20 protein-coding genes are annotated in these 26,109 nt (G+C 69.6%); 7 read left to right on the top strand and 13 right to left on the bottom strand.

Annotated elements, in window-relative coordinates:
- Positions 1-441 precede the first annotated feature (441 nt).
- From QU603_RS03665 to QU603_RS03655, 3 genes are read left to right on the top strand one after another with little or no spacing between them, the layout of a single operon-like run.
- Positions 442-2,106 carry a sigma-70 family RNA polymerase sigma factor gene (locus QU603_RS03665; protein ID WP_308493134.1) on the top strand — a complete coding sequence of 555 codons (1,665 nt, stop codon included), beginning with the start codon at positions 442-444 and terminating at the stop codon, positions 2,104-2,106.
- Between the two features lie 59 nt (positions 2,107-2,165).
- Positions 2,166-2,594 (top strand): YrdB family protein, encoded by a 429-nt coding sequence (locus QU603_RS03660; RefSeq protein WP_308493133.1) that lies wholly within the window; start codon positions 2,166-2,168, stop codon positions 2,592-2,594.
- Entirely contained in the window at positions 2,591-3,982 is a 1,392-nt protein-coding gene (locus tag QU603_RS03655) for an FAD-binding oxidoreductase (RefSeq protein WP_308493132.1), read from the top strand. Before QU603_RS03660 ends, QU603_RS03655 begins: the two co-directional genes overlap by 4 nt.
- A gap of 30 nt (positions 3,983-4,012) precedes the next feature.
- Here the strand turns inward: QU603_RS03655 and QU603_RS03650 are convergent, their stop codons facing one another.
- The 6 genes from QU603_RS03650 to QU603_RS03625 form a co-directional block, all read right to left on the bottom strand.
- Positions 4,013-4,792, bottom strand: coding sequence for a glucosamine-6-phosphate deaminase (locus tag QU603_RS03650; RefSeq protein ID WP_308493131.1), 780 nt, complete (start codon positions 4,790-4,792; stop codon positions 4,013-4,015).
- On the bottom strand, positions 4,785-5,753 hold the full coding sequence (locus QU603_RS03645) for an ROK family protein (protein ID WP_308493130.1): 969 nt from the start codon (positions 5,751-5,753) through the stop codon (positions 4,785-4,787). The genes QU603_RS03650 and QU603_RS03645 overlap by 8 nt, the downstream gene beginning before the upstream one ends.
- 43 nt (positions 5,754-5,796) lie before the next feature.
- Positions 5,797-6,693 carry a carbohydrate ABC transporter permease gene (locus tag QU603_RS03640; protein ID WP_308493129.1) on the bottom strand — a complete coding sequence of 299 codons (897 nt, stop codon included), beginning with the start codon at positions 6,691-6,693 and terminating at the stop codon, positions 5,797-5,799.
- A complete protein-coding gene (locus tag QU603_RS03635; protein ID WP_308493128.1) occupies positions 6,690-7,670 on the bottom strand; it encodes a carbohydrate ABC transporter permease in 981 nt (326 codons plus the stop codon). Before QU603_RS03635 ends, QU603_RS03640 begins: the two co-directional genes overlap by 4 nt.
- A 28-nt stretch (positions 7,671-7,698) precedes the next feature.
- Entirely contained in the window at positions 7,699-9,030 is a 1,332-nt protein-coding gene (locus QU603_RS03630; RefSeq protein WP_308493127.1) for a sugar ABC transporter substrate-binding protein, read from the bottom strand.
- Positions 9,031-9,103: 73 nt separating this feature from the next.
- On the bottom strand, positions 9,104-10,294 hold the full coding sequence (locus QU603_RS03625; protein ID WP_370655323.1) for an ROK family transcriptional regulator: 1,191 nt from the start codon (positions 10,292-10,294) through the stop codon (positions 9,104-9,106).
- Between the two features lie 186 nt (positions 10,295-10,480).
- Between QU603_RS03625 and QU603_RS03620 the strand changes: the two genes are divergently transcribed.
- Positions 10,481-11,905 carry a L,D-transpeptidase gene (locus QU603_RS03620; protein WP_308493126.1) on the top strand — a complete coding sequence of 475 codons (1,425 nt, stop codon included), beginning with the start codon at positions 10,481-10,483 and terminating at the stop codon, positions 11,903-11,905.
- Between the two features lie 62 nt (positions 11,906-11,967).
- Positions 11,968-12,843, top strand: a complete 876-nt coding sequence (locus QU603_RS03615; RefSeq protein WP_308493125.1) for an LLM class flavin-dependent oxidoreductase — start codon at positions 11,968-11,970, stop codon at positions 12,841-12,843.
- 61 nt (positions 12,844-12,904) lie between these two features.
- Here QU603_RS03615 and QU603_RS03610 read toward each other — a convergent pair whose 3' ends face one another.
- Positions 12,905-15,124, bottom strand: coding sequence for an NADP-dependent isocitrate dehydrogenase (locus tag QU603_RS03610; RefSeq protein ID WP_308493124.1), 2,220 nt, complete (start codon positions 15,122-15,124; stop codon positions 12,905-12,907).
- A 154-nt stretch (positions 15,125-15,278) separates the two neighbouring features.
- Between QU603_RS03610 and QU603_RS03605 the strand changes: the two genes are divergently transcribed.
- On the top strand, positions 15,279-15,731 hold the full coding sequence (locus QU603_RS03605) for a GNAT family N-acetyltransferase (RefSeq protein WP_308493932.1): 453 nt from the start codon (positions 15,279-15,281) through the stop codon (positions 15,729-15,731).
- Between the two features lie 230 nt (positions 15,732-15,961).
- On the opposite strand, the gene QU603_RS03600 is transcribed toward QU603_RS03605, so the two are convergent.
- The 5 genes from QU603_RS03600 to QU603_RS03580 form a co-directional block, all read right to left on the bottom strand.
- Entirely contained in the window at positions 15,962-16,744 is a 783-nt protein-coding gene (locus QU603_RS03600) for a hypothetical protein (protein WP_308493123.1), read from the bottom strand.
- An 89-nt stretch (positions 16,745-16,833) separates the two neighbouring features.
- Positions 16,834-18,645, bottom strand: a complete 1,812-nt coding sequence (locus QU603_RS03595) for an ABC transporter ATP-binding protein (RefSeq protein ID WP_308493122.1) — start codon at positions 18,643-18,645, stop codon at positions 16,834-16,836.
- Positions 18,642-20,456 carry an ABC transporter ATP-binding protein gene (locus QU603_RS03590; RefSeq protein ID WP_308493120.1) on the bottom strand — a complete coding sequence of 605 codons (1,815 nt, stop codon included), beginning with the start codon at positions 20,454-20,456 and terminating at the stop codon, positions 18,642-18,644. The genes QU603_RS03595 and QU603_RS03590 overlap by 4 nt, the downstream gene beginning before the upstream one ends.
- Positions 20,457-20,804: 348 nt before the next feature.
- Positions 20,805-21,305 carry a methylated-DNA--[protein]-cysteine S-methyltransferase gene (locus QU603_RS03585; protein WP_308493119.1) on the bottom strand — a complete coding sequence of 167 codons (501 nt, stop codon included), beginning with the start codon at positions 21,303-21,305 and terminating at the stop codon, positions 20,805-20,807.
- Positions 21,302-22,765 carry a DNA-3-methyladenine glycosylase 2 family protein gene (locus QU603_RS03580; RefSeq protein WP_308493118.1) on the bottom strand — a complete coding sequence of 488 codons (1,464 nt, stop codon included), beginning with the start codon at positions 22,763-22,765 and terminating at the stop codon, positions 21,302-21,304. The genes QU603_RS03585 and QU603_RS03580 overlap by 4 nt, the downstream gene beginning before the upstream one ends.
- 187 nt (positions 22,766-22,952) lie before the next feature.
- On the opposite strand from QU603_RS03580, the gene QU603_RS03575 reads away from it, so the two are divergent.
- Positions 22,953-24,377, top strand: a complete 1,425-nt coding sequence (locus QU603_RS03575; protein ID WP_308493117.1) for a dihydrolipoyl dehydrogenase family protein — start codon at positions 22,953-22,955, stop codon at positions 24,375-24,377.
- A 119-nt stretch (positions 24,378-24,496) separates the two neighbouring features.
- On the opposite strand, the gene purH is transcribed toward QU603_RS03575, so the two are convergent.
- Positions 24,497-26,104: a bifunctional phosphoribosylaminoimidazolecarboxamide formyltransferase/IMP cyclohydrolase gene (gene purH / locus QU603_RS03570; RefSeq protein ID WP_308493116.1), complete on the bottom strand. Its 1,608-nt coding sequence runs from the start codon at positions 26,102-26,104 to the stop codon at positions 24,497-24,499.
- Between the last annotated feature and the right edge of the window lie 5 nt (positions 26,105-26,109).

Below are 26,109 nucleotides of genomic sequence, written 5' to 3'. Positions count from 1 at the left end.
AGCGTACAGGTCGGACTTCAGTCGGGCAGCCGACGGGACCGGTGGCCCGTCCCCAGCGGACCACGACCCGGGCCACCATCGGCGACGGCCGGCCCTGCATGCGTTGCAGCCTGCCGCCGGGCAGACCGCGGTGCAGGCCGCGGGAGGTGGAAGCCCCTCCCCCGAGATGCTTCCCCCTCCCGTGACTGCCACTGGTGGCAGCCACAGCCCGCACTCCGCCCCCCGGTGAAGTACGAGCTCGCTCATTGATGAGACGACCGTCGGCCGAAATCATGACGCGACTCCGCGAAAAAAGTTCTGTCAGCTCGGAAACCACCGCCGATCACGGGGTCCTCAGGCTCCGTGTTGGCGCTGCACAGTGGAAACACGCGAGAATGGTTCCAGCGCCGCACCCGAACGACGCGGACCCGCGCACCCGACCTTCCCGTGCAGGAGAGACCCATGACCGCGCCCGATGGCGACGACACCGCGCTCGACGAGACCGCAGACGCCGATCTCGTGCTGCGGTCCCGCTCGGGCGATTCCGACGCGTTCGGCGAGCTGTGGCGGCGACACTATGTCTCGGGCCTCGCCGTCGCGCGGTCGGTGTCATCTTCACTGGATCCCGACGACCTCGTGCAAGAGGCGTACACGCGGATCTTCCGTGCGATCCAGCGCGGCGGCGGCCCCACCGGGGCATTCCGCGCCTATCTGTTCACCAGCATCCGCAACACGGCCGCTGCGTGGGGCCGCGGTCGGCGTGAGGTCGCGGTGGACGAATTGGATGCCGTGGCCGACCCCGACTCGTCAGACCAGGCGGCCAATGACGCCCTCGATCAGGGACTGACCCACCAGGCCTTCGGCTCCTTGCCCACTCGGTGGCAGGAAGTGCTCTGGTACAGCGAGATCGAGCAGATGAAGCCGGCGGCGATCGCACCGCTGCTGGGGATGTCGGCCAACGCGGTCGCGCAGCTGGCCGTGCGCGCCCGCGAGGGCCTGCGCGAAGCATGGATCCAGGCCCACCTGCGGTCGGTCGAAGAGGGTTCGGCCTGCAAGCCCACGATCGACCTGCTCGGGGCGTACTCGCGCGGCAACCTCGGTCGACGCGACCGCGACCGCGTCGAGGCGCATCTGCACGGATGCACGCGGTGCACGATCGTCGCCGGCGAAGCCGACGCGGTCTCGCGGCGCCTGGCCATCGTGCTGCTGCCGCTGTTCCTGGGCGCAGGCGCGACCGGATACGCCGCATGGCTGCAGGCGGGAGCGCCGGTCACCCTCGTGGCCGCGATGCCCTCGTCGGTCGTGCAGGGCGCGGTCGTGGTCGGAGGCGGGAGCGGCGGCGGAGCGGGCGCCGTCGCCGGCGGGACTGTCGCGGGCGGCGGCGGCGCGGCAAGCAGCGGCGGCACGGCCTCGGGTGGCGGCGGACTGGCCGGCACCGCGGCGATGGTCGGACTGGTGGCCGCCGGAGTGCTGGTGGCCGCCACCATCGCGGTGGGCGCCGTGCTCGTCCCCCGGCTCGCATCGACCTCGCCCGCAGACTCGAAGCCGGCAGACGAGGCGGTGGCCGCGGCACCGGCTCAGGGGCCGCCTGCCGTCGCGCCGGCCCCACCCATGCTGGCGCCACCCGCCCCGCCGGCGCCGGCACCACCCGTCCAACCGCCTCCGGCGGCGCCGCCTGCACCGGCACCGCCGGTGGCCCCGGACTCCGTCGTCACCGCCCCGCCCGTCGCACCCCCGACATCCGCGCCCGTCGCGCCCCCGGCATCCGCTCCGGTCGCATCGGCGCCGCCGACGACCGCACCGACGCCTGTCCCCACTCCCACGGCGACGCCGCCCGCGCTGCCGGCGGGTACACCGCAATTCGGCACGTCGACCTCGGCGAGGCACGCGCTCCGGGTCACCGTGACCTTCCAGATCGCCGGCACGGCCGGTGCGACCGTCGAAGTGCTGCTCGACGGCGTCCGGTGGTCGACGGTCACACTCGACGACACCGGCTCTGCCGAACAGCGCGTGACCGCCGCGTGGCACGACATCCACCTCTTCGACGCGCAGGTCGGCATCCGCTACATCGCCGCGGGCGAGATCGGCGACACGAACGCGGTCGAGATCAGCTCGCTGCTGCCGTGACACCTGCTCCGGTCGCAGCGGCCGCAGCGGGCTCCGGGACGCCCGCGTAGACTGGAGGCATGTCCTCCCCCGACCACGCCGCGCCTTCCGGCGCGGCCGCACAGCCGGCCACGAGCACACCGACCAGTGCCGGTGACCTGCCCGCCGGTGTGCGGCAGCCGCTGGCCGCCGTCGACCTGGTTGCCTTCGCCTGCGAGCTGTTCGCCTTCTTCACACTGGCGTTCTGGGGCTTCGCGGGGTGGCCGTTCCCGTGGAACATCGGCATGGGCCTCGGCCTGCCGATCGTGGCGATCCTCTTGTGGGCGCTGTTCGTCTCGCCGCGTGCGGTCCTGCGCGTGCACCCGTTCATCCGAGCCGTGATCGAGCTGCTGGTGTTTGCCGCCGCGACTGTGGCCTGGTGGAGCATGGGGCAGCCGTGGGTCGGACTGGTCTTCGCCGTCATCGCGGTGACGGCGGGCGTGATCGCGGGGCGCCGCCGGTTCGCATGACCGCATCCGGCGCGCACACCGACGTGCACTCTGAGGTTCTCACAGCGCTGCGCGCAGCCCTGGGCGGCCGCCTCGACACGTCGCCCGAAGCGCTGAGCGCGGCCCGCGCCGACAAGTCCGGGCACGCGGCGCCGGGCACTCCGATCGCTGTCGTGCACGCGGCATCCATCGCCGATGTCCAGGCGACGCTGCGCATCGCGACCGAGACCGGCACCCCGGTCGTTCCCCGCGGCGCCGGCACGGGACTGGCCGGCGGTGCGAACACCGGCACAGGCGAGATCGCGCTGTCGGTGCGCGCGATGGACCGCCTGCTCGAGGTGCGCGCCGACGACCTGCTGGCCGTCGTCGAGCCGGGGATCATCAACGCTGACCTCAACGAGGCGCTCGCCCCGCACGGAGTGTGGTGGGCACCCGACCCTGCCAGCCGCGCGATCTCCACCGTCGGCGGCAACATCGCCACCGGCGCCGGCGGCCTGCTGTGCGCGAAGTACGGCGTCGTCCGCGACGCAGTGCTGGGCCTGGACGTGGTCCTCGCCGACGGGCGGCTCCTGCACCTGGGCCATCGCAGCGTCAAAGGCGTCACGGGTCTGGACCTCACGAGCCTTTTCATCGGGTCCGAGGGCGTGCTGGGGGTCATCGTCGGGGCGACCCTGAAGCTGCGACGCATCGTGCCCGGCGCCGTGCACACCCTGGCTGCCACCTTCCCGGACGTGCACGCGGCAGCAGCGGCATCGGCGGCCGTCACCGCCGCCGGCCTCCAGCCCTCGATCATGGAGTTGATGGATGCCACGAGCCTGGCCGCCACTCATCGCCTGCTGCACCTGCCCGCGCCCGAGCCGGGCGCCGCTCACCTGACCGTGCAGACCGACGGCCCGGCCGCCGCCGACGAGGCTGCGGCGATCGAGCGCGTGCTGCGCCAGGCAGGCGGCGACGTCGTCGCCTCGGGCGACCGCGCCGAGGGTGAGCGATTGCTGGCCATCCGCCGCTCGATGCACCCCGCGATGGAGACGCTGGGCACGACCCTCATCGAAGACGTCGCAGTGCCGCGCAGCCGCCTCGCCGAGATGTTCGACGAGGTGGCCCGGGTCGAGCGCGAGCACGCGGTGACGATCCCGGTCGTCGCCCACGCCGGCGACGGCAACCTGCATCCGAACTTCATCTTCGAGGGCCCCGACGTACCGGCCCAGATCTGGGCCGCCGCGGACGATCTGTTCCGCTCTGCGCTGCGCCTGGGCGGCACGCTGACCGGCGAGCACGGCATCGGCATCCTCAAGAGCCGGTGGCTGGCCGACGAGCTCGGCGAGGACCAGTGGCGTCTGCAGCGCGACGTCAAAGCCGTGTTCGACCCGCGGGGCATTCTCAACCCCGGCAAGGTGTTCGCGGGCTGACAGCCGCCATCCGGGCCTTCGCCGGGTGGCTTACAGGCCCTGCCAGGCGGGCTTGTTGTCGTAGGTGTACCGGTAGTAGTCCGCGTGCTGCAGACGGGATGCCGCCGCTTCGTCGACGACGACGCTCACCCGCGGGTGCAGCTGGATCGCCGATCCCGGAAGGGATGCCGTGACCGGTCCCTCGACGGCGCCCGCGACGGCCTCGGCCTTGCCTTCGCCGAAGGCGAGCAGCACGAGGTGACGCGCACGCAGGATCGTTCCGAGACCCTGTGTGATGCAGTGCATCGGCACCTGATCGATTGAATCGAAGAAGCGCGCGTTGTCCTGCCGGGTCTGCGCGGTCAGTGTCTTGACCCGGGTGGATGACGCGAACGATGACCCCGGCTCGTTGAAGCCGATGTGCCCGTCGGTGCCGATTCCGAGGATCTGCAGTTCGACGCCGCCGGCGGCGGCGATGGCCCGTTCGTAGTCCTCACCGGCGTGCTCGATCGTGGAGATCGCGCCGTTGGGCACGTGGATGCGCTCAGGGTCCAGCCCCAGCGGCTCGATGACCTCGCGGCGGATGACGTTGCGATAGCTCTCGGGGTGTGCCGGGTCGATGCCGACATACTCGTCGAGCGCGAAACCGCGCACACGCGAAACGTCCACGCCGCGCAGACGTTCGGGCAGCGCCTCGTAGACCGGCACCGGGGTCGACCCGGTGGCAAGGCCCAGCACGACGTCAGGATCGTGCCGGATGAGCCCGACGATCTCGTCGGCGACCAGTGCTCCGGCCGCCTTCGCATCGGCGACGATGATGACCTCAGCCATGGGCAACTGTCTCCTTCGTGTCGTGGGCGGTGATTCCGGCCGCCCCGTCCGGGCCCTGCTCCGCGCGCGCTGCTCCCACCAGCGCGGCGCCGAACGCAGCCGCCGCAGACCCGCGAGGCAGCAGCTCGACGCGGTCGGCGAGCGCGAGCGATCGCATGAATGCCGAGGCTTCGGCACTGGCGGCCAATTGCCGGACCACTCCCGAAAGGAGCCTATCGCCGAGGGCGGTCAGTCCGCCGCCGAGCACGACGACGTCGACATCGCAGGTGAGCACGAGAATGCGGACGGCCGCCGCCACGCCCTCCACAAGCCCCGCGCGCAGCCGCTGCGCATCCGCATTGCCGGCATCAGCGGCATCCAGCATGTCCAGCACCGGCAGTGGCGCAGGCCGCCCCCACCGCTTCGCGATGGACGCGCCGCCCGAGAGAGCCTCGATGCAGCCGAGCTGTCCGCAGCGGCATCGGGGCCCCTGCGGGTCGACCGAGATGTGGCCGACCTCGCCGGCGGTGCCGTGCGCTCCCCGCCACAGCCGCCCGTCGCGCACGATGCCGGCGGCGATCCCGGTGCCGAGATTGAGGTAGGCCATCGTCTCGGAGCGACCCGCGCGCAGCGCGTACGCGCCGATCGCGGCGGCCTTCACGTCGTTCTCGACGCCGACGGGCGCCCCCAGCCGCGCGCTCACGGCGGCGGCGAGGTCGAGGTCGGCGACGCCCAGGTTCACCGCGTGCATGACCCGGGTCGTGCCCGGCCCGACCTGTCCCGGCATGCCTACACCGACCGAGGCCACTGCGGCCTCGCCGATGTGCGCGCGCCTCAGTGCCGCCACGGCGTCCAGCACCGTCTGTGCCACGCCGTCCGGACCCCAGCCTGTGGCCAGGCGCACCCGCCCGGCGATGTGGCCGGCCGCATCCACCGCAACGGCATCCGTCTTGGTGCCGCCGACGTCCAACCCCACTCTCATCGGCCGTCCTCCCTGCAGGAGGCGGCTCGTGCACTCGTGCGCATCAGCCCTTGACCGCCCCCGCGGACATGCCGGTCACGAGATGACGCTGGATGATGAGGAACACGATGACCACCGGCAGTGAGAACAGCACCGACGCCGCCATCTGACCGCCGTAGTCCACCGGCTGATTGGGCACCGCGAACGAGGCCAGCCAGATCGGCAGCGTGTACATGCTCGTGTCCTTCATGAAGGTGAACGCGAGGATGTACTCGTTCCAGGCGGTGATGAATCCGAAGATGCTGGTGGAGATGAGACCGGGGATGACGAGCGGGAACAGGATGCGCCACAGGATCGACCACGTGCCCGCCCCGTCGACCATGGCTGCCTCTTCGACTTCGACCGGGATCATGATGAAGAACCCGCGAAGCGACCAGATCGAGAACGGGAGCACCGCCGCGATGTAGGCGAGGATCAGCCCGATGTACTTGTTGAGCAGGCCCAGGTCGTTGAAGATCAGGAACTGCGGGATCAGCAGGGCCGCCCCCGGCAGCATCTGCACCGCGAGGATCAGCACCATGATCGTGCGTCGTCCGCGGAAGCGGAACCGGCTCAGTGCCGCCGATGCGAACAGCGCGATGAGCAGGGCGAAGATGATCGCCGTGAACACGACGATCACGCTGTTGCGCAGGTTCAGCAGGAACGTGGTCTTGGTGACGGCCGTGATGAAGTTCTGAATCGTCGGCGTGTGCGGCCAGAACTGCGGCACCGGGGTCATGACCTCGGAGCGCGGCTTGAACGCCGTGATCGTCATCCAGTAGACCGGGAAGATCCAGATCACACTGAACACGAATGCGATGATCGTCGACCAGATGGGGTAGCGGCGGCGCTTGCGGCGCGGCCGCGAGCCGCGCACGGCTTTCGTCGTGACGGACTCGGTCTCGGTGACGGTGGCGCTCACAGGTCTTCTCCCGATCGCAGCAGGGAGCGGATGTAGAAGCCGCTGATGATCATGAGCATGAAGGTGGTGACCACGGCGATCGCCGATCCGGTGCCGATCCTGAAGGCGTTGAAGGCGGTGAGGTAGCTCCAGATGCCGAGCGTGGCGGTGGTGTTGTTCGGTCCGCCCTGCGTGGTCAGCCAGATCTGGTTGAACACGTTGAAGTCCCAGATGATCGACAGCACGGCGATCAGCAGCAGGGTGGGCTTGAGGTAGTTGAGCACGACCGAGAAGTAGATGCGCCATTCGCCGGCGCCGTCGATGCGAGCCGCTTCCACCAGCGCGGTGTCGATCTGCGTCTGGGCCGCATAGGTGGTCAGCGCGATGAAGGGCACTGCCTGCCAGACCACCAGCATCCAGATGTTGAACAGGCCCAGCCACGTGTTGTTCGTCCACGACAGACTCGTCTGATCGCCGAAGACCCCGAGTTGCGTGATCATCCAGTTCACGACGCCGTAGCCGGGCTGGAACAGCCAGTTCCACACCTGCGCCGAGGCGACGTTGGGCATGCCCCAGGCGAAGATCAGCACGATCGTGACGACGTAGCGCATCACGGGTCCGACCTGGACCATCAGCTGCGCGACGCCGAGGCCGATCACGAGGCTCCCGACGACCAGCGCCGCAGTGAACCCGAGGGTGAGGATCGTGGAGGACCAGAACTGCTGGTCGGTGAAGATGTCGACGTACTGCTGAAAGCCGACGCCGTGGTACTCACCGGTGAACAGCGTGCGCTGGTTGTAATCGGTGAACGATGTGTAGACCAGGAAGACGATGGGCGCGACGATCAGCGCCAGGATCACGATCCCGGCGGGAGACAGCAGCCACAGGGGGGCGAAGCGGGCCTGCCTGCTGAAATGGCGAGGGGGCCGTGGCCGCCGCCCACGGGGGGCGGCGGCCACACCCTCACCTGCGACGACTGCCGCAGTGGAGGTGCTCATACGTTCTCTTCGTCGGGAGGGGCAGGGATTACTGGTTCAGCGTGGAGTTGACCGTGTCATCCCACGCCTTGGCCGCGTCTGCGGGCGACTTCGTGCCCGAGGCCACGGTCTGGAAGAACTGCTTCATACCCGGGTCCTCCAGCTGCGCCCAGTTGCCCGACGGCGGGGTCGCCTTCGAGTTCTGCGCCGCCTGGAAGAACGCCTTCTGCAGGTCGGTGAGCGTGCCTCCGTCGACGGCCTTCTTCGACCCCTCGACGCTGTTGGGGATCCAGCCGTCCTTGACCACGTTGGTGTTCTGGATGTCGGGGCCGGCTGCGATCTTCGTCCACACGCGGGCGAGGTCCTGGTTCTTGCTCTTCTGAGCGATTCCCCAGACCGAACCGGCGAGCATCACCGGCTGCGTGCTGCCCGAGACGCCCGGCATCGCGAACGTGCCCAGGTCGGCGTCGGTGATCTTCGGGTTGGCCTTCTCGATCGCGCCGATCTCCCAGTTGTTGCCGATGATCGCGCTGGACTTGCCGTCCGCGAACACCTGGTCCTGGTCGGGCTTGTCGGTGTTCAGCGTCTGGCTGGCCTTCGACGAGTAGGTGTTCTGGAAGCTCTTCCAGTCGGTGAGCCCCTGCTGCGCCTTCGCGTCAGAGAAGCCGGCGACCCACGTGCCGTCCTGCTGGGCGGCGATGTCCCCGCCGGCGTCCCAGATCCACTGCATGCCCGCATACCAGTACTGGCCGGGCAGGTAGAACGACGAGAAGTCGGAGGCCGTGTTCTTCGCCTTGACCTTGTCGAGGGCCGCCTTCAGTTCGTCGTATGTCGTCGGCGCAGCGGTCACGCCCGCAGCCGCCCACATCGTCTTGTTGTAGATGACGGTGCGGGTGGCGCCGAACGAGGGGACGCCGTAGAGCTTGCCGTCGATGGTGGCGGGGTTGGCCAGGCCGTCGAGCCAGGTCTGTCCCTGGGCGAGTGCGTCCTTGTACGAGGTCAGGTCGGCCAGGCCGCCGCTGGAGGCGAACGTGGAGACCTGCGTGTTGCCGATGTCCACGACGTCGGGCGGGGTGTCGGTGGCCAGGGCCGTCGTGATCTTGGTCGCGATGTCCTGCCACTGCTGGGTCTCGACCTTCACCTTGGCGCCGGTCTCGGACTCGAACTCCTTGTTGATGGCGGCAAGTGTGGCATCCGAAAGGTCGCCGGTCATCGCCCACACCGTCAGGGTGCGGCCGCTGCCGTCGACCTTGCCGATCTGGCCGTTGTTGTTCTCGCCGCCGGTGTCGCCACCGGTGTTGCCGGCGCTCGAGCACGCGCTCAGCGCGAGCGCGGCTGCGATGCCGACGGCGCCGATCGCAACAATGCGTGATGTGCGCATTCTGTCTCTCCTTGTTGCCTTCGTGGTGTGGACAGACCGGGTGGCCTATCCGGGGGGGGATTGTGTGAGGCGCCTATGACACCCCGAGTTGTCCTGACAGGACCATGACCGCCGCACCGCGCAGGACGATGTCCGGACCCTGCTCGGTCATGCGCACCCGGATTCCCTCGTGGACTTTGGCGAGGGTGCGGGTACGAAGGGTCTCGGCGGTTGCCGCTGCCAGCGGGCCGTCGAGGAGATCTTCCGGGCCGGACAGGACGACCTCCGACAGGTCGAGCGCGCCGACCACGGGGGCCAGGGCGATGCCCAGGCGCTCCCCCGCGTCTCGCAGGACGCCTGCGCGCGCGTCATCGTCGTGAGCCTCGGCCAGCCGCGCGTGCAGTGACGGGGCCGAGATCCATGCCTCCAGGCATCCGATCTTGCCGCATGAGCACAGCGGACCGCCGTCGGTGGCGACGGTGACGTGGCCGATCTCACCGGCGGCGAAACGACTGCCGATCATCGGGCGGCCATCGGAGAGCAGGCCCGAGCCGACACCGCGACCGACCTTGACGAGGATGACGTCGTCGCCGGCGTCGCCGAACGTGTACTCCGCAAGAACGGCGGCGTTCGCGTCGTTGGCGACCACGACCGGCAGCTTCAGCTCGTCGCGCAGCGCGCCTTCGAGGTCGAACCCGGTCAAACCGAGGTTCGGCGCGGTCAGCACGACCCCCGCGTCGTCGACGATGCCGGGTGTGCCCACGCCCACGCCCAGGACGGGCGCGTGCGAGTCGGCGACCAGTTCGGCAGCGAACGCGATGATCGCACCGATCACATCGCCGTCGGCGCCGGGATGCGGGATCTCGCGGCGCACCACGATCTGGCCGTCGAGGGTGAGGATGCCGCCGGTGAACGACGACGTTCCGGAAAGATCGAGGCTCACGATGCGATGGCCCGCGTGGTCGAGGTCGACGAGAATCGCGGGCTTGCCCGGCCGCGACACCTCGCGCACGCCCTTTTCGGCGACGAAGCCATCGGCGATGAGCTCAGAGATCAGATCCGAGATCGTGACCCGTGTCAGACCCGTCGCACGTGAGAGGTCGGCACGGCTCATCGCTCCGCGGTGGAACAGGGTCTGCAGCACGAGCGAGCGGTTGTGTGCGCGCGCGTGCTCGGGCAGTACCTTGGCTGCGTGACGCCGGTGTCGCACAGGCGTCATCACCGCTGACTTCTCTGCGGCGGCCGATTCAGTGGAAGGGCCGCGCCGCGCTCCCGATGCAGACATGTTTGTTAGTACACCTTACGAACACTGCCCGCGCAAGCTTCGATCCGAATTTGAGTAGCGAGTTTACAAAAATGTTATGCGGAATCCGCGGAAACACGCGGGTCCGCCGAGGCGCCGGCCGGTGCGGCCGCCCCGGCAACTCGAATACCATAGAGCCCAGGGGAAGCACAATCGGGGGTGATGTGCGTGCAGGATGACGCACCCAAGAATTCAGGTGACGGCGCAGCCGAGGGTCTGGGCGCGACGGCGTTCGCCTGGGCGCCGTCGCCCGCACCCCAGCGCCATCGGCGTTGGGGGCTCTGGATCGGCACGCCGCTGGCGATCGCACTGGTGGGAGTGGTCGCCGCCTCGGTGATCCTGATCGCACCGGGCACCGCCATCGCCGGCGTGCAGGTGGGGGGCATGACCACGGGAGCCGCCGCGGCGGCGATCCAGCGTCAGCTGGACCAGACCCAGCTGACCCTGACCGGCGACGGCGTCGATACCACAGTGTCGGCGGCATCCCTCGGTGCGAAGGTCGACGCCAAGGCCCTTGCCGATGCCGCCTACAGCGACCACCCGATGTGGAACGTCGGCTCCTGGTTCTCGGGCACGCGCCATGCGCCGGTCGCGCTGGACGCCGCCAAGGCCGATGCCGCACTGCGCAAGGTCGCGCCCTCGTCCTATCGCGACGCGAAGAACGCGACCATCACGTTCGATGCGAACAAGAAGTCGTATGTCGTCGCGCCCTCGGCAGAAGGCAGCGGCGTGGATCTGAGCGCAGTGACCGAGGCCGTGCAGAAGGCGTTCGTCGACGGCGAGGCGACGGTGTCGCTGCCGGCGACGACGGTGCCGACCGCACCGGCGATCGCCACGGCCACAGCGCAGAAGACCGCGACGAGCCTGAACACCATGCTCGAGAAGGTGGGCTTCTACGTCGGCAAGGAGCGCACCGTCGCCATCAGCCCGGCCGTCGCGGCATCCTGGCTCACCGTCACCCCCAAGGGCAGCGCGTTCCAGATCAGCGCAGACACCGCCGCGATCCAGAAGATCGTTGACACCCTGCCCAAGAAGATCGATCGCGCTGCGCAGAACGGCACCGCCATCACCGACACCCAGGGAAAGGTTCTGCGCGCGCAGGTCGCGACCCTGGACGGACGCAGCCTCGGCGACACCTCCGGCGTGGCAGCCTCGTTCGCGGGCCAGCTGGCCAAGGGCGACGGCGTCTACGCGCTGCCGGTGTCGGTCACCGCGGCCAGCACCACGAAGATCGCGCGTCATGCCGTTGTCGATCTGAGCGAGCAGACCGCGTACTTCTACGAGAACGGAAGCCTCTGGCGCAAATACCTCGTCTCGACCGGAGATGCCCACCACGCCACCCCGACCGGACACTTCCGGGTGTTCGCACACGTGCGCATCCAGGACATGGGCTGCTACCCCGGCGCCGAGTACTGCACGAAGGATGTGCCCTGGGTCACGTACTTCGCGCCGGACATCGGGTTCCACGGCACCTACTGGCACCACAACTTCGGCCACGTGATGAGTCACGGCTGCGTGAACATGCCGATCGACATCGCCCGCCAGATCTACGAGTGGTCGCCCGAGGGCATGGAGGTCACCGTCCAGCCGTGACCGTCCAGCCGTGACCGTCCGGCCGTGAGTCGACGCGCCCCGCGATGCGAGAGGATGTCGGCATGCGCATCGGCATCGTCATCCTCCCCCAGCGTCCGTGGCACGAGCAGCGCGAGCTGTGGCGGCGGGCCGAGGACTACGGCTTCGACCATGCGTTCACTTACGACCATCTGTCGTGGCGGTCGCTGGCCGGTCAGAGCTGGGGGGCGACCGTGCCGACCCTCGCCGGCGCGGCGCTGGTGACCGAGCGGATCAGGCTGGGCACGTTCGTGGCGTCGCCGAACTTCCGCCACCCGGTGCCGTTCGCCAAAGACCTCGCGACCATCGACGAGATGTCCGGCGGGCGGTTCACCCTCGGTCTCGGTGCAGGAACGACCGGCTTCGACGCCGATGTGCTGGGTACTGCGCCGCTGACCGCCGGTGATCGGCACGCCCGGTTCATGGAGTTCGTCGACGTGCTGGACCTGTTGCTGCGCTTCGAACAGCCGGGCACGGACGGCATCGACTTCGACGGACAGTGGTACACGGCCGCGCGGGCACGCATGGTGGGCCGGCCGGCACAGAGCCCGCGGATGCCGTTCGTGATCGCCGCGAACGGGCCGCGCGGCATCGCCCGCGCCGTCCAGACCGGCCAGGGGTGGGTGACCACCGGCCCCGCGACCGACGACGAGCGGGAGTGGTGGAGTGGCGTGGGCGCACTCGCCCGGCGCGTCGACGATGCCGAGGCCGCGGCATCCCGCACCCGTCCGCTGGACCGCTATCTGTCACTGGACAGCGGCGCGGCATACTCGCTGGCCAGCGCGGTGCGGTTCGAAGACGCCGTCGCCCGCGCCGAGGACCTCGGGTTCACCGACGTGATCGCGCACTGGCCGCGCGCCGACGGCATCTATGCCGGCGATGAATCGGTGCTCGACCAGATCGCCCCGGCGTCGCGGTAGCCGCTACCGGCAGAGGAGGAGGGTGGATGCTGTCGGCATCCACCCCCGCCTCGTCACGGCGTCAGCTCAGGCCGTCGATGATGCCGTTCAGCGTCGCCGAGGGGCGCATGACCTCTGCGACCAGCGCGCCGTCCGGGCGGTAGTACCCGCCGATCGATACCTCATGGCCCTGCACGGCCAGAAGCTCCTCGACGATCGTCTTCTCGTTCTCGGCCAGGGCCGCCGCCACCGGGGCGAAGACCGCCGCCAGCTCTGCGTCGTCGGCCTGCTGGGCGAGCTCGCTCACCCAGTACAGCGCGAGATAGAAGTGACTGCCGCGGTTGTCGGTCGTTCCGAGTTTGCGGCCCGGCGACTTGTCGTTCTCCAGGAACGTCCCGGTCGCAGCATCCAGCGTCGCCGCCAGAATCTGCGCCTTGCCGTTGCCGGTGAACCCGGCGTAGTGCTCGAGCGAGGCGGCCAGTGCGAAGAACTCGCCCAGCGAGTCCCACCGCAGGTAGTCCTCGGCCAGCAGCTGCTGCACATGCTTGGGCGCGGACCCGCCGGCACCGGTCTCGAACAGGCCGCCGCCCGCGAGCAGCGGCACGATCGAGAGCATCTTGGCGCTGGTGCCGACCTCGAGGATCGGGAACAGGTCGGTCAGATAATCGCGCAGCACGTTGCCGGTCACCGAGATCGTGTCCTGGCCCTGGCGCAGCCGCGCGAGCGAATAGCGCGTGGCTTCGGCCGGCGGCAGGATCATCGTGGTGACCCCGGTCGTGTCGAGCTTGCCGAGGTAGGTGGCCACCTTCGCGATCAGCTGAGCGTCGTGCGCACGATTCGCATCGAGCCAGAACACTGCCGGCACGCCGGTCGCACGCGCGCGGGTCACGGCCAGCTTGACCCAGTCGCGCACCGGGATGTCCTTGGTCTGCGTGGCGCGCCAGACATCCCCCGGCTGCACGGCGTGCTCGATGAGCACCTCGCCCGCACTGTCGACGACCTGCACGTGACCTGCCGTGGCGATCTCGAAGGTCTTGTCGTGGCTGCCGTACTCTTCGGCGGCCTGCGCCATGAGCCCGACGTTGGGGACGCTGCCGATCGTGGCAGGATCCAGCGGACCGTTCGCGATGACGTCGTCGATCGTGGCCTGGTAGACCCCGGCGTACGACGAATCGGGGATGACGGCCAGGGTGTCGTCCTCGCCGCCGTCGGCGCCCCACAGCTTGCCGCCGTTGCGGATCAGCGCGGGCATCGAGGCATCCACGATGACGTCGCTGGGCACGTGCAGGTTCGTCGTACCCTTGTCGCTGTTCACGTACGACAGCCGTGGTCCCGCCGCGAGGTCGGCCGTGATCGCGTCGGCGATCTGCGCCCCGCCTTCGACCGCCGCCAGACCCGCGAGGATCGACCCCAGGCCGTTGTTCGCGCTGAGCCCGGCTTCGGCGATCTTGTCGCCGTAGCGGTCGAACACGTCGGCGAAGTAGGCCTTCACGACGTGGCCGAAGATGATCGGGTCCGAGACCTTCATCATCGTGGCCTTCAGGTGCACGGAGTACAGGACGTCGGCATCCTTCGCCTGCTGCAGCGTCTCGGCCAGGAACGCGTCCAGCGCCGCCGCCGACATGAACGTGCCGTCGATGATCTCGCCGGAGAGCACCTTCAGACCGGTCTTCAGCGGGGTGACCGTGCCGTCCTCGGCGACGTGCTGGATCGTCAGCACGTCATCGTTGGGGATCACCACGGACTTCTCGTTGCTCTGGAAGTCGTCGTGACCCATCGTGGCTACGCGGGTCTTCGAGCCCGCCGGGAACGGCTTGTTGACGTGCGGGTGCTTGCGCGCGTAGTTCTTGACCGCCAGAGGGGCACGGCGGTCGCTGTTGCCCTCGCGCAGCACGGGGTTCACGGCCGATCCCTTGATGCGATCGTAGCGGGCGCGCACATCCTTCGCCTCGAGCGTGTCGGGCTCGTCGGGGAAGTCGGGGATGTCGTATCCCTTGCCCTGAAGCTCGGCGATCGCGGCCTTCAGCTGCGGGATCGAGGCCGAGATGTTGGGCAGCTTGATGATGTTGGCCTCGGGCAGGGTGGCCAGGCCCCCGAGCTCGGCCAGCGCGTCGCCCACCTGCTGCTCGGGAGTGAGCTTCTGCGGGAAGGCGGACAGGATGCGCCCGGCCAGCGAGATGTCGCGGGTCTCGATGTGCACGCCGGCCTGTCCGGTGACGGCCTGGATGATCGGCAGGAAGGATGCCGTGGCCAGCGCCGGGGCCTCGTCGGTGTACGTGTAGATGATGGTGGAATCGGTCACCGCGCGCCTCTTCGTTTCACGGGAGAATTAGGGGTCGCCCCAGCTTACCGTGACACCTGAGATATCTTGATATCGAGATATCTCAGGTGGCCGTGCATCACCACCGCCGCTGTGCGGCGTGCGCGACGTCGGCGTTTGCGGATACTCTGGCCTCATGCGTGAGCTGCGACTGGTGGAACTGTCCGCGACGACCATTGTGGCCGTGAACAACTTTTCGCTGAAGCCCGGGCAGGAAGAGTTCCTCTCGCCCATCAGCTATGGCGTCGCAGCCACCGTCGTCAACCCGCAGACCTCGTGGCAGCGCGTCGTGGTCGACGGCGACGAGGTCGTCGGCTTCATCAGCGCGAACTTCGACAACGACTTCCCCCAGGAGCATTTCCGGTCGGTGCTGTGGCGCATCAACGTCGATGCGGATGAGCAGGGTCGTGGCGTGGGCCGCTTCGCCGTGGACGGGTTGATCGCCGAGGCGCGCTCGCGCGGCATGGATCACGTGAACGTCATCTACGAAGCCGGCAGCGGCGGTCCCCAGAAGTTCTTCGAGCGCGTTGGTTTCACGCCGGTCGGTGAGACCGAGTACGGCGAGGTCATTGCCGAGATCGCCGTCTGACCACCCGCACGACCGGCGACGAGCCGGCGGCGGGGCCCCGGATTTCCCTCCCCCACCGAGGCCTCGTCGCCTTCCTGCGTGGTCTCCCTCGCGCGAAGCGAGGGGATCTCACGAAACGAGGATGAATACCGCGGTTTGAGCCCTCGTTCCGTCAGATTTCCTCGCCTCGAGCGAGGACGGACCCACCGGCGGCCCGCACCGGGCCGGCCGCACCGAGCCGGCCGCGCGGTTCAGCGGTCGCGCCGCCGAGCATTCCATTGGCCCAGGGCGTCCGCGGTGCGGTTCAGCGCCTCGGTCGATCGCTCCATGACCGTGCGGGCGGCGTCGCGCAGCGCCCCGGGCAGATCCGGCTGCACGTTCTCACCGCGGGCGGAGCGCTCGGCGGCGTCGAACGCGCGCTCGAGCTCGTCGACGGCACGACGGTAGGCGGAGAAGTCGGATGCGGTGACCCGCGCGCTCTCGCGCGACGGGCGCCGATCCCGCGCCTGTTCGAGTGCGGCCAGGAACACCGCCGTGTGCGGGTCGCGGGCATCGCTCATCTTCGGGAATGCCAGAGCGGCCGCCGGGTCGGTCTCGTAGCGCATCCACCGCGTGAGCACCGCGTCATGACGGGCGTGCAGACGATCCAGCGGCAGGCCCCCGGCCCCCATGCCCGCGCGCTCGGCCGACACGCGCACCCGCGCCGCCTTCACCTGTGCCAGGGCTGCTTTCGATGCCAGCTGCGCCTCGCGCAGGGCGCGTCGTGCGGATGCCACGGCGGCGGCGTCAGCGCGAGAGGCGGCACGATCGGCCACGACGCGGCTGGTCTCGGCCCGTGCCAGCCGCGCCGCCACGGCCGCGCTTCGGGCATCGCGCTGCGCGTCGTGCAACTCGAGCTTGGCCGCGTCGTAGCCGAGCCGCTTTCCGTTCACCCGCTGCCACCTGTGCAGTGCGGCGACGCCGGCCGCACCCGCACCTGCGGCGACCGGGATGATCCACCACAGTTCGGTCGCTGCCGCCAAGACCGGATCCACACCATCAACCTAACCCACGTTTCCGCGACCCCGCTGGGCCCGGCACCGCCGCGTGCGGCAAGCGGCTCCGGGCCCGGCACCGGGCCCGGTCAGACCAGCGATTCCCGCCACGCCGCATGCAGCTGGGCGAACTTGCCCGAACCGGCGATGAGAGTGTCGGGTGCGTCGTCTTCGATGATCCGTCCGTGCTCCATGACCAGCACCCGGTCGGCGATGGCCACCGTCGACAGGCGGTGGGCGATGATGATCGCCGTGCGGTCTGCCAGCAGCGTCTGCAGGGCCTCCTGCACCTGGCGTTCGCTGGGCATGTCCAGCGAGGCGGTCGCCTCGTCCAGGATCAGCACCGCTGGGTCGGCGAGGAAGGCGCGCGCGAACGAGATCAGCTGACGCTGACCGGCCGAGACACGGCCTCCGCGCTTGTTCACGTCGGTGTCGTAGCCGTCCGGCAGCGCCTGGATGAAGGCATCCGCCCCCACTGCGCGAGCCGCCGCCTGGATCTCATCCAGCGACGCGTCGGGCTTGCCCAGCGCGATGTTGTCGGCGACCGTGCCGCTGAACAGATACGCCTCCTGGGTGACCATGACGATCGCGCGTCGCAGATCCTTCGGGTGCAGCTCGCGCAGATCGATGCCGTCGAGCGTGACCGCACCGCGCGTCGGGTCGTAGAACCGCGACACGAGCTTGGCCAGCGTCGACTTGCCCGCTCCGGTGGTGCCCACCAGCGCGACCGTCTGCCCGGCGGGGATGTCCAGCGAGAAGTCCGGAAGGATCGTCTTGCCCGCACCGTAGCCGAACTCCACGTCTTCGAAGCGCAGGTGTCCCTTCGCGTTCCACAGGTCGACGGGGGTCGTCGGGTCGGGGACGCTCGGCTCCTCCTCCATGACGCCCGAGACCTTCTCCAGCGCCGCTGTGGCCGACTGGTATGAGTTCAGGAACATCGCGACCTCCTCCAGCGGGCTGAAGAAGTTGCGAATGTACATGACCGCCGCCAGCAGTGAGCCGATCAGCAGCGTGCCGTCGACGACGCGGAACGCGCCCCACAGCAGCACGATGGCCATCGTGATGTTCGCCAGCAGGATCAGGCCCGGGTCGAAGATGCCGAACAGGTTCACCAGGCGCAGGTTGACGCGTCGGTACTCCTCCGAGATCCCGCCGAACTCGTGGTCGTTGCGTTTCTCTTTGCGGAAGGCCTTGACGGCGCGGATGCCGGTCATCGTCTCGACGAACTGCACGATGAGCTTGGCCGACACGACCCGCGACTCGCGGAACCCCTTCTGCGACTGCCGGTAGAACCAGCGCATCAGGACGGCCAGCGGAATGCCCATGCACACCAGCACGGCGCCGCTGCGCCAGTCCAGCAGGAACAGCGAGATGAGCGTGAACACGCCGAACAGCACACCCGACACGAGCTGGTTCAGGCCGCCGTCGAGCAGTTCGCGGATCGATTCGAGGTCGCTGGTCTGGCGCGAGATGATCCGCCCCGACGTGTACTTCTCATGGAACTCCAGGCTCAGGCGCTGCGTGTGCCGGAAGATCCGGGTGCGCAGATCGAGCAGGATCGTCTGGGTCAGCCGTGCCGACACGACCACGAACCAGCCCATCAGCAGGGCGCCCAGCCCCCCGACCACGATGTAGGCGATGGTGATGCCCAACGCCGGCATCCAGTCCGCGGCCTCCAGCGCCCGCGGCAGCGCGGTGTTGATGCCGTATGCGATGAGAGTCGGTCCGACCACCTGAAAGGCGGTCGAGACCACGATCACGACGGCCGACAGCACGACCAGTCCCCGCATCGGGGAGATCAGCGACCCGAGCAGGCGCAGCGAGCGCTGCCGGATGGCGCGGCTCTCGGCCTTCGTGTAGTCGTTGCGGTCTTCGCCCTGTGTTCCCGTGACGGTGCTCACAGGTTCACCTCCACCTCTCGCACGCGTTGATCCTCGGTCTCCAGACTCGAGATCACGAATCGGTAATGGTCACTCGTGCGCAGCAGTTCGGCGTGGGTGCCGACCGCCGTGACGCGCCCGTCCTGCAGCAGCGCGACGCGGTCGGCCAGGGCCACGGTCGACGAGCGATGGGCCACGATGAGCGCGGTCGTCGAGGCCAGCACGCGACGCAGCGCGCCTTCGACGAGCGCCTCGGTGTCCACATCCAGCGCCGACAGCGGGTCATCGAGCACCATGACGGTGGGGGCGGCCGCGACCGCGCGTGCCAGCGCGAGGCGCTGGCGCTGGCCGCCCGACAGGCTCAGCCCCTCTTCACCGACGGTCGTGTCCACGCCGTCGGGCAGCTCATAGGCGAAGTGCGCCTGCGCCGTCTCGAGCGCCTCGTCGAGCACTGCCTGCGCTTCGGGGCTGTGCGGGTCGAGGTCGTCGCGGCCCAGCAGCACGTTCTCGCGCACGGACGCCGAGAACAGCGTGGCGTCTTCGAACGCCATCGCGATGTGGCGCCGCAGCTCGCTGAGGGTGAGCTCCCGCACGTCGACGCCGTCGAGCTCGACCGCTCCACCGGTCACGTCGTACAGCCGCGCCGGCAACGTCGTCAGGGTCGTCTTGCCCGAACCGGTCAGACCGACCAGAGCCATCGTCTCGCCCGGCCGCAGCACGAGGTCGACACCGTCGAGCAGATCGCGCTCGTGGGCCGCGGCATCCTGATACCGGAAATGCACGCCCCGGAAGGCGAGCTCCCCGTGCGGCGCGATGATGGTGGAGGGGTCTGCCGGCGAGGTGATCGTGTTCGCCTCGTTGAACACCTCGAAGATGCGGTCGGTGGCCGTGCGCGCGTCCATCAGGAACGAGAACAAGAACCCGAGGGACTCCAGCGGCCAGCGCAGGGCTGTTGCCATGGCGAAGAACCCGAACAGCTCGCCGACGGTGAGCTGACCCTGCGTCGCCAGCCAGATGCCCAGCAGCAGACACACCGCGAACGCGAACATCGGCACCGCGTCGAGCCAGAACCACAGCAGGCCCACTTCGCGCGCTTTGCGCATCTCGATGCCGCGCAGGCCGTCGGCCTGGCGGGCGAACTTCTGCAGCGCGTGCTTGCCGCGACCGAAGGCCTTGAGCACCCGGATGCCGTGCACGCTCTCTTCGACGGCGGTGGCCAGATCGCCCGCGCGGTCCTGGCTCTGTCGGGTCAGCGACCCGTAGTGCTGCTCGAAGCGGTAGCCGAAGAACCACAGCGGAATCGAGATGACGATGAACGCCGTGCCCAGCGCCCAGTGCCAGCGGAACAGCAGCACGGTGCCGATGACGATCGTCAGCACGTTCACCACCAGCAGCACCAGGCCGAACACGAGCCAGCGGCGCACGAGGTTGATGTCCTGCATCATGCGCGAGAGCAGCTGGCCCGACTGCCAGCGGTCGTGGAAGGCGACCGGCAGGCGCTGCAGGCGCTGGTAGAAGTCCTGGCGGATGCGGTATTCGACGCGAGTCGCGGGGGCCAGCACGAATGCGCGGCGCAGGTAGACGAACACCGCTTCGAGCACGCCGAGCACGAGCACGCCCACGCATGCCCAGACGATCATCGGAATGTGCCCGTCGGCGATCGGGCCGTCCACGGCGGCCTGCAGCACGATCGGGATGAGCAGGGTCATCACCGCTGCCGCGAGCGCGGCGAACATGCCGCCGATCAGTCGCGGAAGGACGGGTTTGACCCAGGGGTACAGGCGCGCGAGAGCGCGCAGAGTGGACAGACGCGGGGATGACGAAGCAGACATGATCCTTGCGGGGGAGGAGAGGGGATGCCGCAGCAGCTGCGGCGAGGAGGGGAAAGCGTGCGAGACGCCAAGAAGTGCCCGACGGGCACGGATGCCGAGGGGTGCCTCGGCCGGGGCGGCTGAGCGGCCTATCCTTCGGTCACGCGCGGGCGGAGGATTCCGCTGACGGCACCACCGCTGACGGCGGGAAGAAGGACGATCGACCCTGCAGCTTTGACGGCCTGGGACATGGCTTCCTCCTTGGATCGCGGAAAGTGTGGTCGCTACGACGCGACAGCCCTCCAGCCTATTCCTGACCGATCGCTGAGTGCAACTCCGAATTCGAGTGCAACCCCGGGTTCGGCTCCGTCACGCGGCGGCGTCGGCCTCGCGGGCCAGCAGGCTCCGCTTCACGTCGCTCCCCCACGCGAACCCGCCCATCGTGCCATCGCTGCGCAGCACGCGATGGCAGGGCACGAACAGCGCCGGCGCGTTGCGTGCGCAGATCGAGGCGACGGCGCGCACGGCGTCCGGCTGCCCGAGCTCGGCGGCGAACTCCGTATAAGACAGCGGCCGGCCCGGTGTGATGGTGCGCAGCGCGCGCCATCCGCCTTCCTGCATCGCCGTGCCGACCTGGCGCACCTCCACGCGCTCGATCGCCGACAGATCGCCCTCGTAGTACGCGATCACGGCGGCGGCGGCATCCGTCTGCCCGTCTGCGACGTCGGTCGGCCGCAGGCGGGGATGGATGCGGGTCACCACCTCTTCGACCTCGGCGGTCCAGCCCGACGCGAGCACACGTCCGGCCTCGTCGGCCACGATCGTGAACGGGCCGTCGGGGGTGTCGATGGTCTGCGAAATGCTGGTCATGGGTTCTCCTTCACAGGGGTGGATGTCGCACGCCAGAAGTGTGCGGTCAGGTAGCTGCGCCAGGGCGCCGCGCCGGCAGCCCACGCGGTCAGCGGCTTCGCGTCGCCGGGCAGCCCGAGACGCGCGGCGCCCGCGCGGGCGGCGACGTCGCCGGGCAGGAACACGTCGGGGTCACCGGTCACGCGCATGCGCACGTAGTCGGCCGTCCACGGGCCGACCCCCGCCAGCGCCAGCAGCGCCTCGCGCTGCGCGACCGGGTCATCGCCCGCGCTCAGGCCCAGTCCGCCGGAGGCCAGGGCCCCGGCCGCCGCCGTGATCGCACGGATCCGGGCGCCCGGCCCGCGCAGCACCTCGGGCCCGTGCGCGGCGATCGCCGCCATCGTCGGGAACAGCAGCGACCCGTCCGGCAGCTTCTCCCCGAGCGCGGCGGTCAGGCGCGTCAGCGCGGTGCGGGCCGCGGCGACCGTGATCTGCTGGCCGATCATCGCGCGCACGAGCATCTCTCCGGCATCCACCGCCCCCGGCACGCGGATGCCCGGGGTGGCAGCGACCGCGGCTTGCAGTTCGGGATGCCGCGACAGCGCCGCATCGATGCCCACCGGGTCGGCGTCCAGGTCGAACAGGCGCCGCACCCGCGCGATCAGCACCGGCAAGTCCGCGAGGTGGGTCAGCCGCGTGTCCAGGCGCAGCTGGTCGCCGTCGACACGGATGCGGAACCACCCCGGACCCTGCGGGAGCGCGAGCGTGCGCTCGTACGAGTCGGCTGTCGCGACCTCGACGCCGTCGACGGCGCGGGCCTGCATCCACCCGAAAAGCCCCGGCAGATCGATCGGCCGTCGATAGGCCAGCAGCAGCGAGATGTGTCCCGGTGCGACGGTGCCGGGGGCCTCGCGCCGCCGCGCGCGCAGCTCGAGCGGTGTCATGCCGAACACCTCGCGCACCGTGTCGTTGAACTGCCGCACGCTGGCGAAGCCGGCCGAGAACGCGACCTCGGCGGCCGACAGTCCGGTGCCCACGAGCAGCATGCGTGCGGTGTGGGCGCGGTGCGCACGGGCAAGAGCCAGGGGGCCCGCGCCGAGTTCTGTTGTGAGGATGCGGCCGAGCTGGCGTTCGGAGTAGCCGAGCCGGCGGGCGAGGCCGGGCACTCCCTCGCGCTCGACGACGCCGTCCTGGATGAAGCGCATCGCGCGGGCCGCGGCATCCGTTCGCAGATTCCACTCCGGCGAGCCGGGCGCCGCATCCGGCAGGCAGCGCTTGCACGCGCGATACCCCGCCTCGTGGGCGGCGGCCGCCGTCGGAAAGAAGGTGACGTTCGCGGGCTTGGGCGTGCGCGCCGGGCAGCTCGGACGGCAGTAGATGCCGGTCGAGCGCACGGCCGTGATGAACTGGCCGTCGAACCGCGGGTCACGCGCGTCGATCGCCCGATATCGCTCGTCGAACGTCTGCGCCGTCGTGCTCATGTTCCCACCTTCGCACGCTCCCGCCCCCCAGTCTCGCGGAAATCGGACACAGCTGTCCGCCCCTCCCCCGTCGAAATCATGTGATCTCGACACCGACACATGGCTTTTGCGTCGGTCTCATGTGTCCCCGTCGAACACACATGATCTCGACGCCCCGCCGCGGGGCGAGCGCGCGTAGCGTGGCCGCATGGACACGAAGACGTACGACCTCATCGTGATCGGCGCGGGACCCGTCGGCGAGAACGTCGCCGACCGGGCCGTGCAGGGAGGCCTGTCGGCAGTCATCGTCGAGAACGAACTGGTCGGCGGCGAATGCTCGTACTGGGCATGCATCCCCTCGAAGGCCCTGCTGCGCGCCCCCGCGGCTCTGCGCGGCGCCCGCGACGTCGACGGCGCCTGGCAAGCGGTGACGAACGGGCTCGACGCCGAGGGAGTGTTCCGCCGCCGCGACGCGCTCACGCACGACTGGACCGACGACGGCCAGGTGGCCTGGCTCGAGGGCGCCGGTATCGACCTGGTCCGCGGCCACGGACGCCTCACCGGCGAGCGCGAGGTCACCGTCACCGCGCCCGACGGCACGACCACGACGCTGCACGCGCGCCATGCCGTGGCGGTATGCACGGGAACCACGGCCGCATATCCCGACATCCCGGGGCTGCGAGAAGCCCGCCCCTGGACCAGCCGCGAGGCCATGAGCTCGCACACGGTGCCCGACACGCTGGCCATCATCGGCGGCGGCGTCGTCGCGTGCGAGACGGCCACCGTGTACTCCGCCCTCGGCAGCACCATCACGATGATCGTGCGCTCGCAGCTGCTGCGCACGCTCGAGCCGTTCGCGCACGACGCCGTCGGCGACGCGCTGGTCGCGGCGGGCGTGCGCATCCGCACCGGCGAGGTCACCCGGGTCGCGCGCGACGGCGACGGACCCGTGACGCTCACCCTCGACGACGGGGCGACGGTGATCGCCGACGAGGTGCTCGTGGCCACCGGCCGTGCACCGCGCACCGATGACATCGGCATGGATGTCGTGGGCCTCGCGCCGGGTTCATCGCCGAGCGTGGACGACACGATGCGCGTGGACGGCGTCGACTGGCTCTACGCCGTCGGCGACGTCAACGACCGCGCCCTGCTCACGCACCAGGGCAAGTACCAGGCGCGCGCCGCGGGAGATGTGATCGCCGCGCGTGCCCACGGCGACGCGGTGGATGCCGCCCCCTGGGGCCGGCACGTCGCCACAGCCGATCACGAGGCTGTGCCGCAGGTCGTGTTCACCGACCCCGAGGTCGCCTCGGTCGGGTACACCGAGGCCGACGCCCGCGCGGCGGGCCGCGACATCCGGGTCGTGGACTACGACCTGTCGGGGGTGGCCGGTGCGGCCACCCACGCCGACCACTACAGCGGCCACGCCCGCGCGATCGTCGACAACGAACGCGATGTGCTGATCGGTGCGACCTTCGTGGGGCCCGACGTCGCCGAGCTCTTGCAGTCGGCCACGATCGCCGTGGTCGGCGAGGTGCCCATCGCGCGACTGTGGCACGCCGTGCCGGCCTACCCCACGCTCAGCGAGGTCTGGCTGCGTCTGCTCGAGGAGCTCGGGCGCGAGACGGCCTGAGCCGCGCTCAACGTCTGACGCTCAACGTCTGACGCTCAAGGTCTGACGCTCAACGTCTGACGCTCAAGGTCTGACGCTCAACGTCTGACGCTCAACGTCCAACGCTCAGTGCCGACCGCTCAGTGGAAGAAGTGCCGCTCACCGGTGAAGAACATCGTGACACCGCGTTCGCGGGCGAGATCGATGGTCTCCTGGTCGCGCACCGAACCGCCCGGCTGCACGATCGCCATGACGCCGGCATCCATCAGCACCTGCGGTCCGTCCGAGAACGGGAAGTAGGCATCGGATGCCGCGACCGAGCCGACGACGCGATCGCCGGCGCGCTCGACGGCGAGCTTGCATGAGTCCACACGATTGACCTGCCCCATGCCGATGCCCACCGTGGCCGATCCCTTGGCCAGCACGATCGCGTTGGACTTGACGGCACGGCACGACTTCCACGCGAAGATGAGGTTCTGCATCTGGTCGGCCGCAGGCCGCTCGCCGGAGACGAGCTCCCACCCCTGAGCGACCGATTCGATGTCGTCGGGGAAGCGGTCGGCGTCCTGCAGCAGCAGTCCGCCCGACACCAGTCGCACGTCCATCCGCTCCTGCTTCCAGTCGGTGGGCAGCCGCAGCACGCGCAGGTTCTTCTTGAGCTTGAACAGCTCCAGCGCCTCGGGGGCGAAGTCGGGTGCGACGATCACCTCGGTGAAGATGTCGCGCAGGTTCTCGGCCATCTTCAGCGTCACGGTGCGGTTGGCCGCGATCACGCCGCCGAACGCCGACAGCGGGTCGCATTCGTGCGCACGCAGGTGGGCGCTGGCGATCTCGTCGAGCGCACCGGGGGCGCTGACGGCGATGCCGCACGGGTTGGCGTGCTTGATGATGGCCACGGCCGGCAGCACCATGTCGAACGCGGTGCGCAGGGCGGCGTCGGCGTCGACGTAGTTGTTGTACGACATGGGCTTGCCCTGCAGCTGGTCGGCCTGCGCGATGCCGTGACCGCCGACCCGGGAGTAGATCGCCGCACGCTGGTGCGCGTTCTCGCCGTAGCGCAGCGGGTTGATGCGTTCGGCCTTGATGGTCAGGTGCTGCGGCAGGTCGACGCCTTCGGCCAGCGTCTCCTCCGAGAACCAGGTCGCCACGGCCCGGTCGTAGTTCGCCGTGTGCGCGAACGCGCGCGCTGCCAGCTGCTTGCGCTGCTCGAGCGACGTGCCGCCGCCGCTGACCGCTTCGATCACGGCGGGGTAGGACTCGGGCGAGACCACGACGGCGACGTTCGCGTAGTTCTTCGCCGACGCGCGCACCATGGCCGGCCCGCCGATGTCGATCTGCTCGACCACGTCGTCGGTGCCGGCGCCCGAGCGCACGGTCTCCACGAACGGGTACAGGTTGGCCACCACGAGCTCGAACGGCTCGATGCCGAGCTCGCTCAGCTGCTGCTCGTGGGAGGTGAGGCGCAGGTCGGCCAGCAGTCCCCCGTGCACATGCGGGTGCAGGGTTTTCACACGTCCGTCGAGCATCTCGGGAAAGCCCGTCACCGCTGACACATCGGTCACCGCGTACCCCGCGGCCCGGATCGTGGCCGCCGTCGAGCCGGTCGAGACGATCTCGACGTCGGCGGCCGCCAGCGCTTCGGCCAGCGGCACGAGGTCGGTCTTGTCACTGACTGAGACCAGCGCCCGGCGGATCGGCACGACGTCGCGCTCGCGGTATTCAGAGGGGTCGTGGCGGGGACCTGCCATGGGTG

Source organism: Microbacterium terrisoli (assembly GCF_030866805.1).
Lineage (GTDB): Bacteria > Actinomycetota > Actinomycetes > Actinomycetales > Microbacteriaceae > Microbacterium > Microbacterium terrisoli.
The sequence above is the reverse complement of the archived record's forward strand: the minus strand, read 5'-3'. Positions and strand labels throughout refer to the sequence as shown.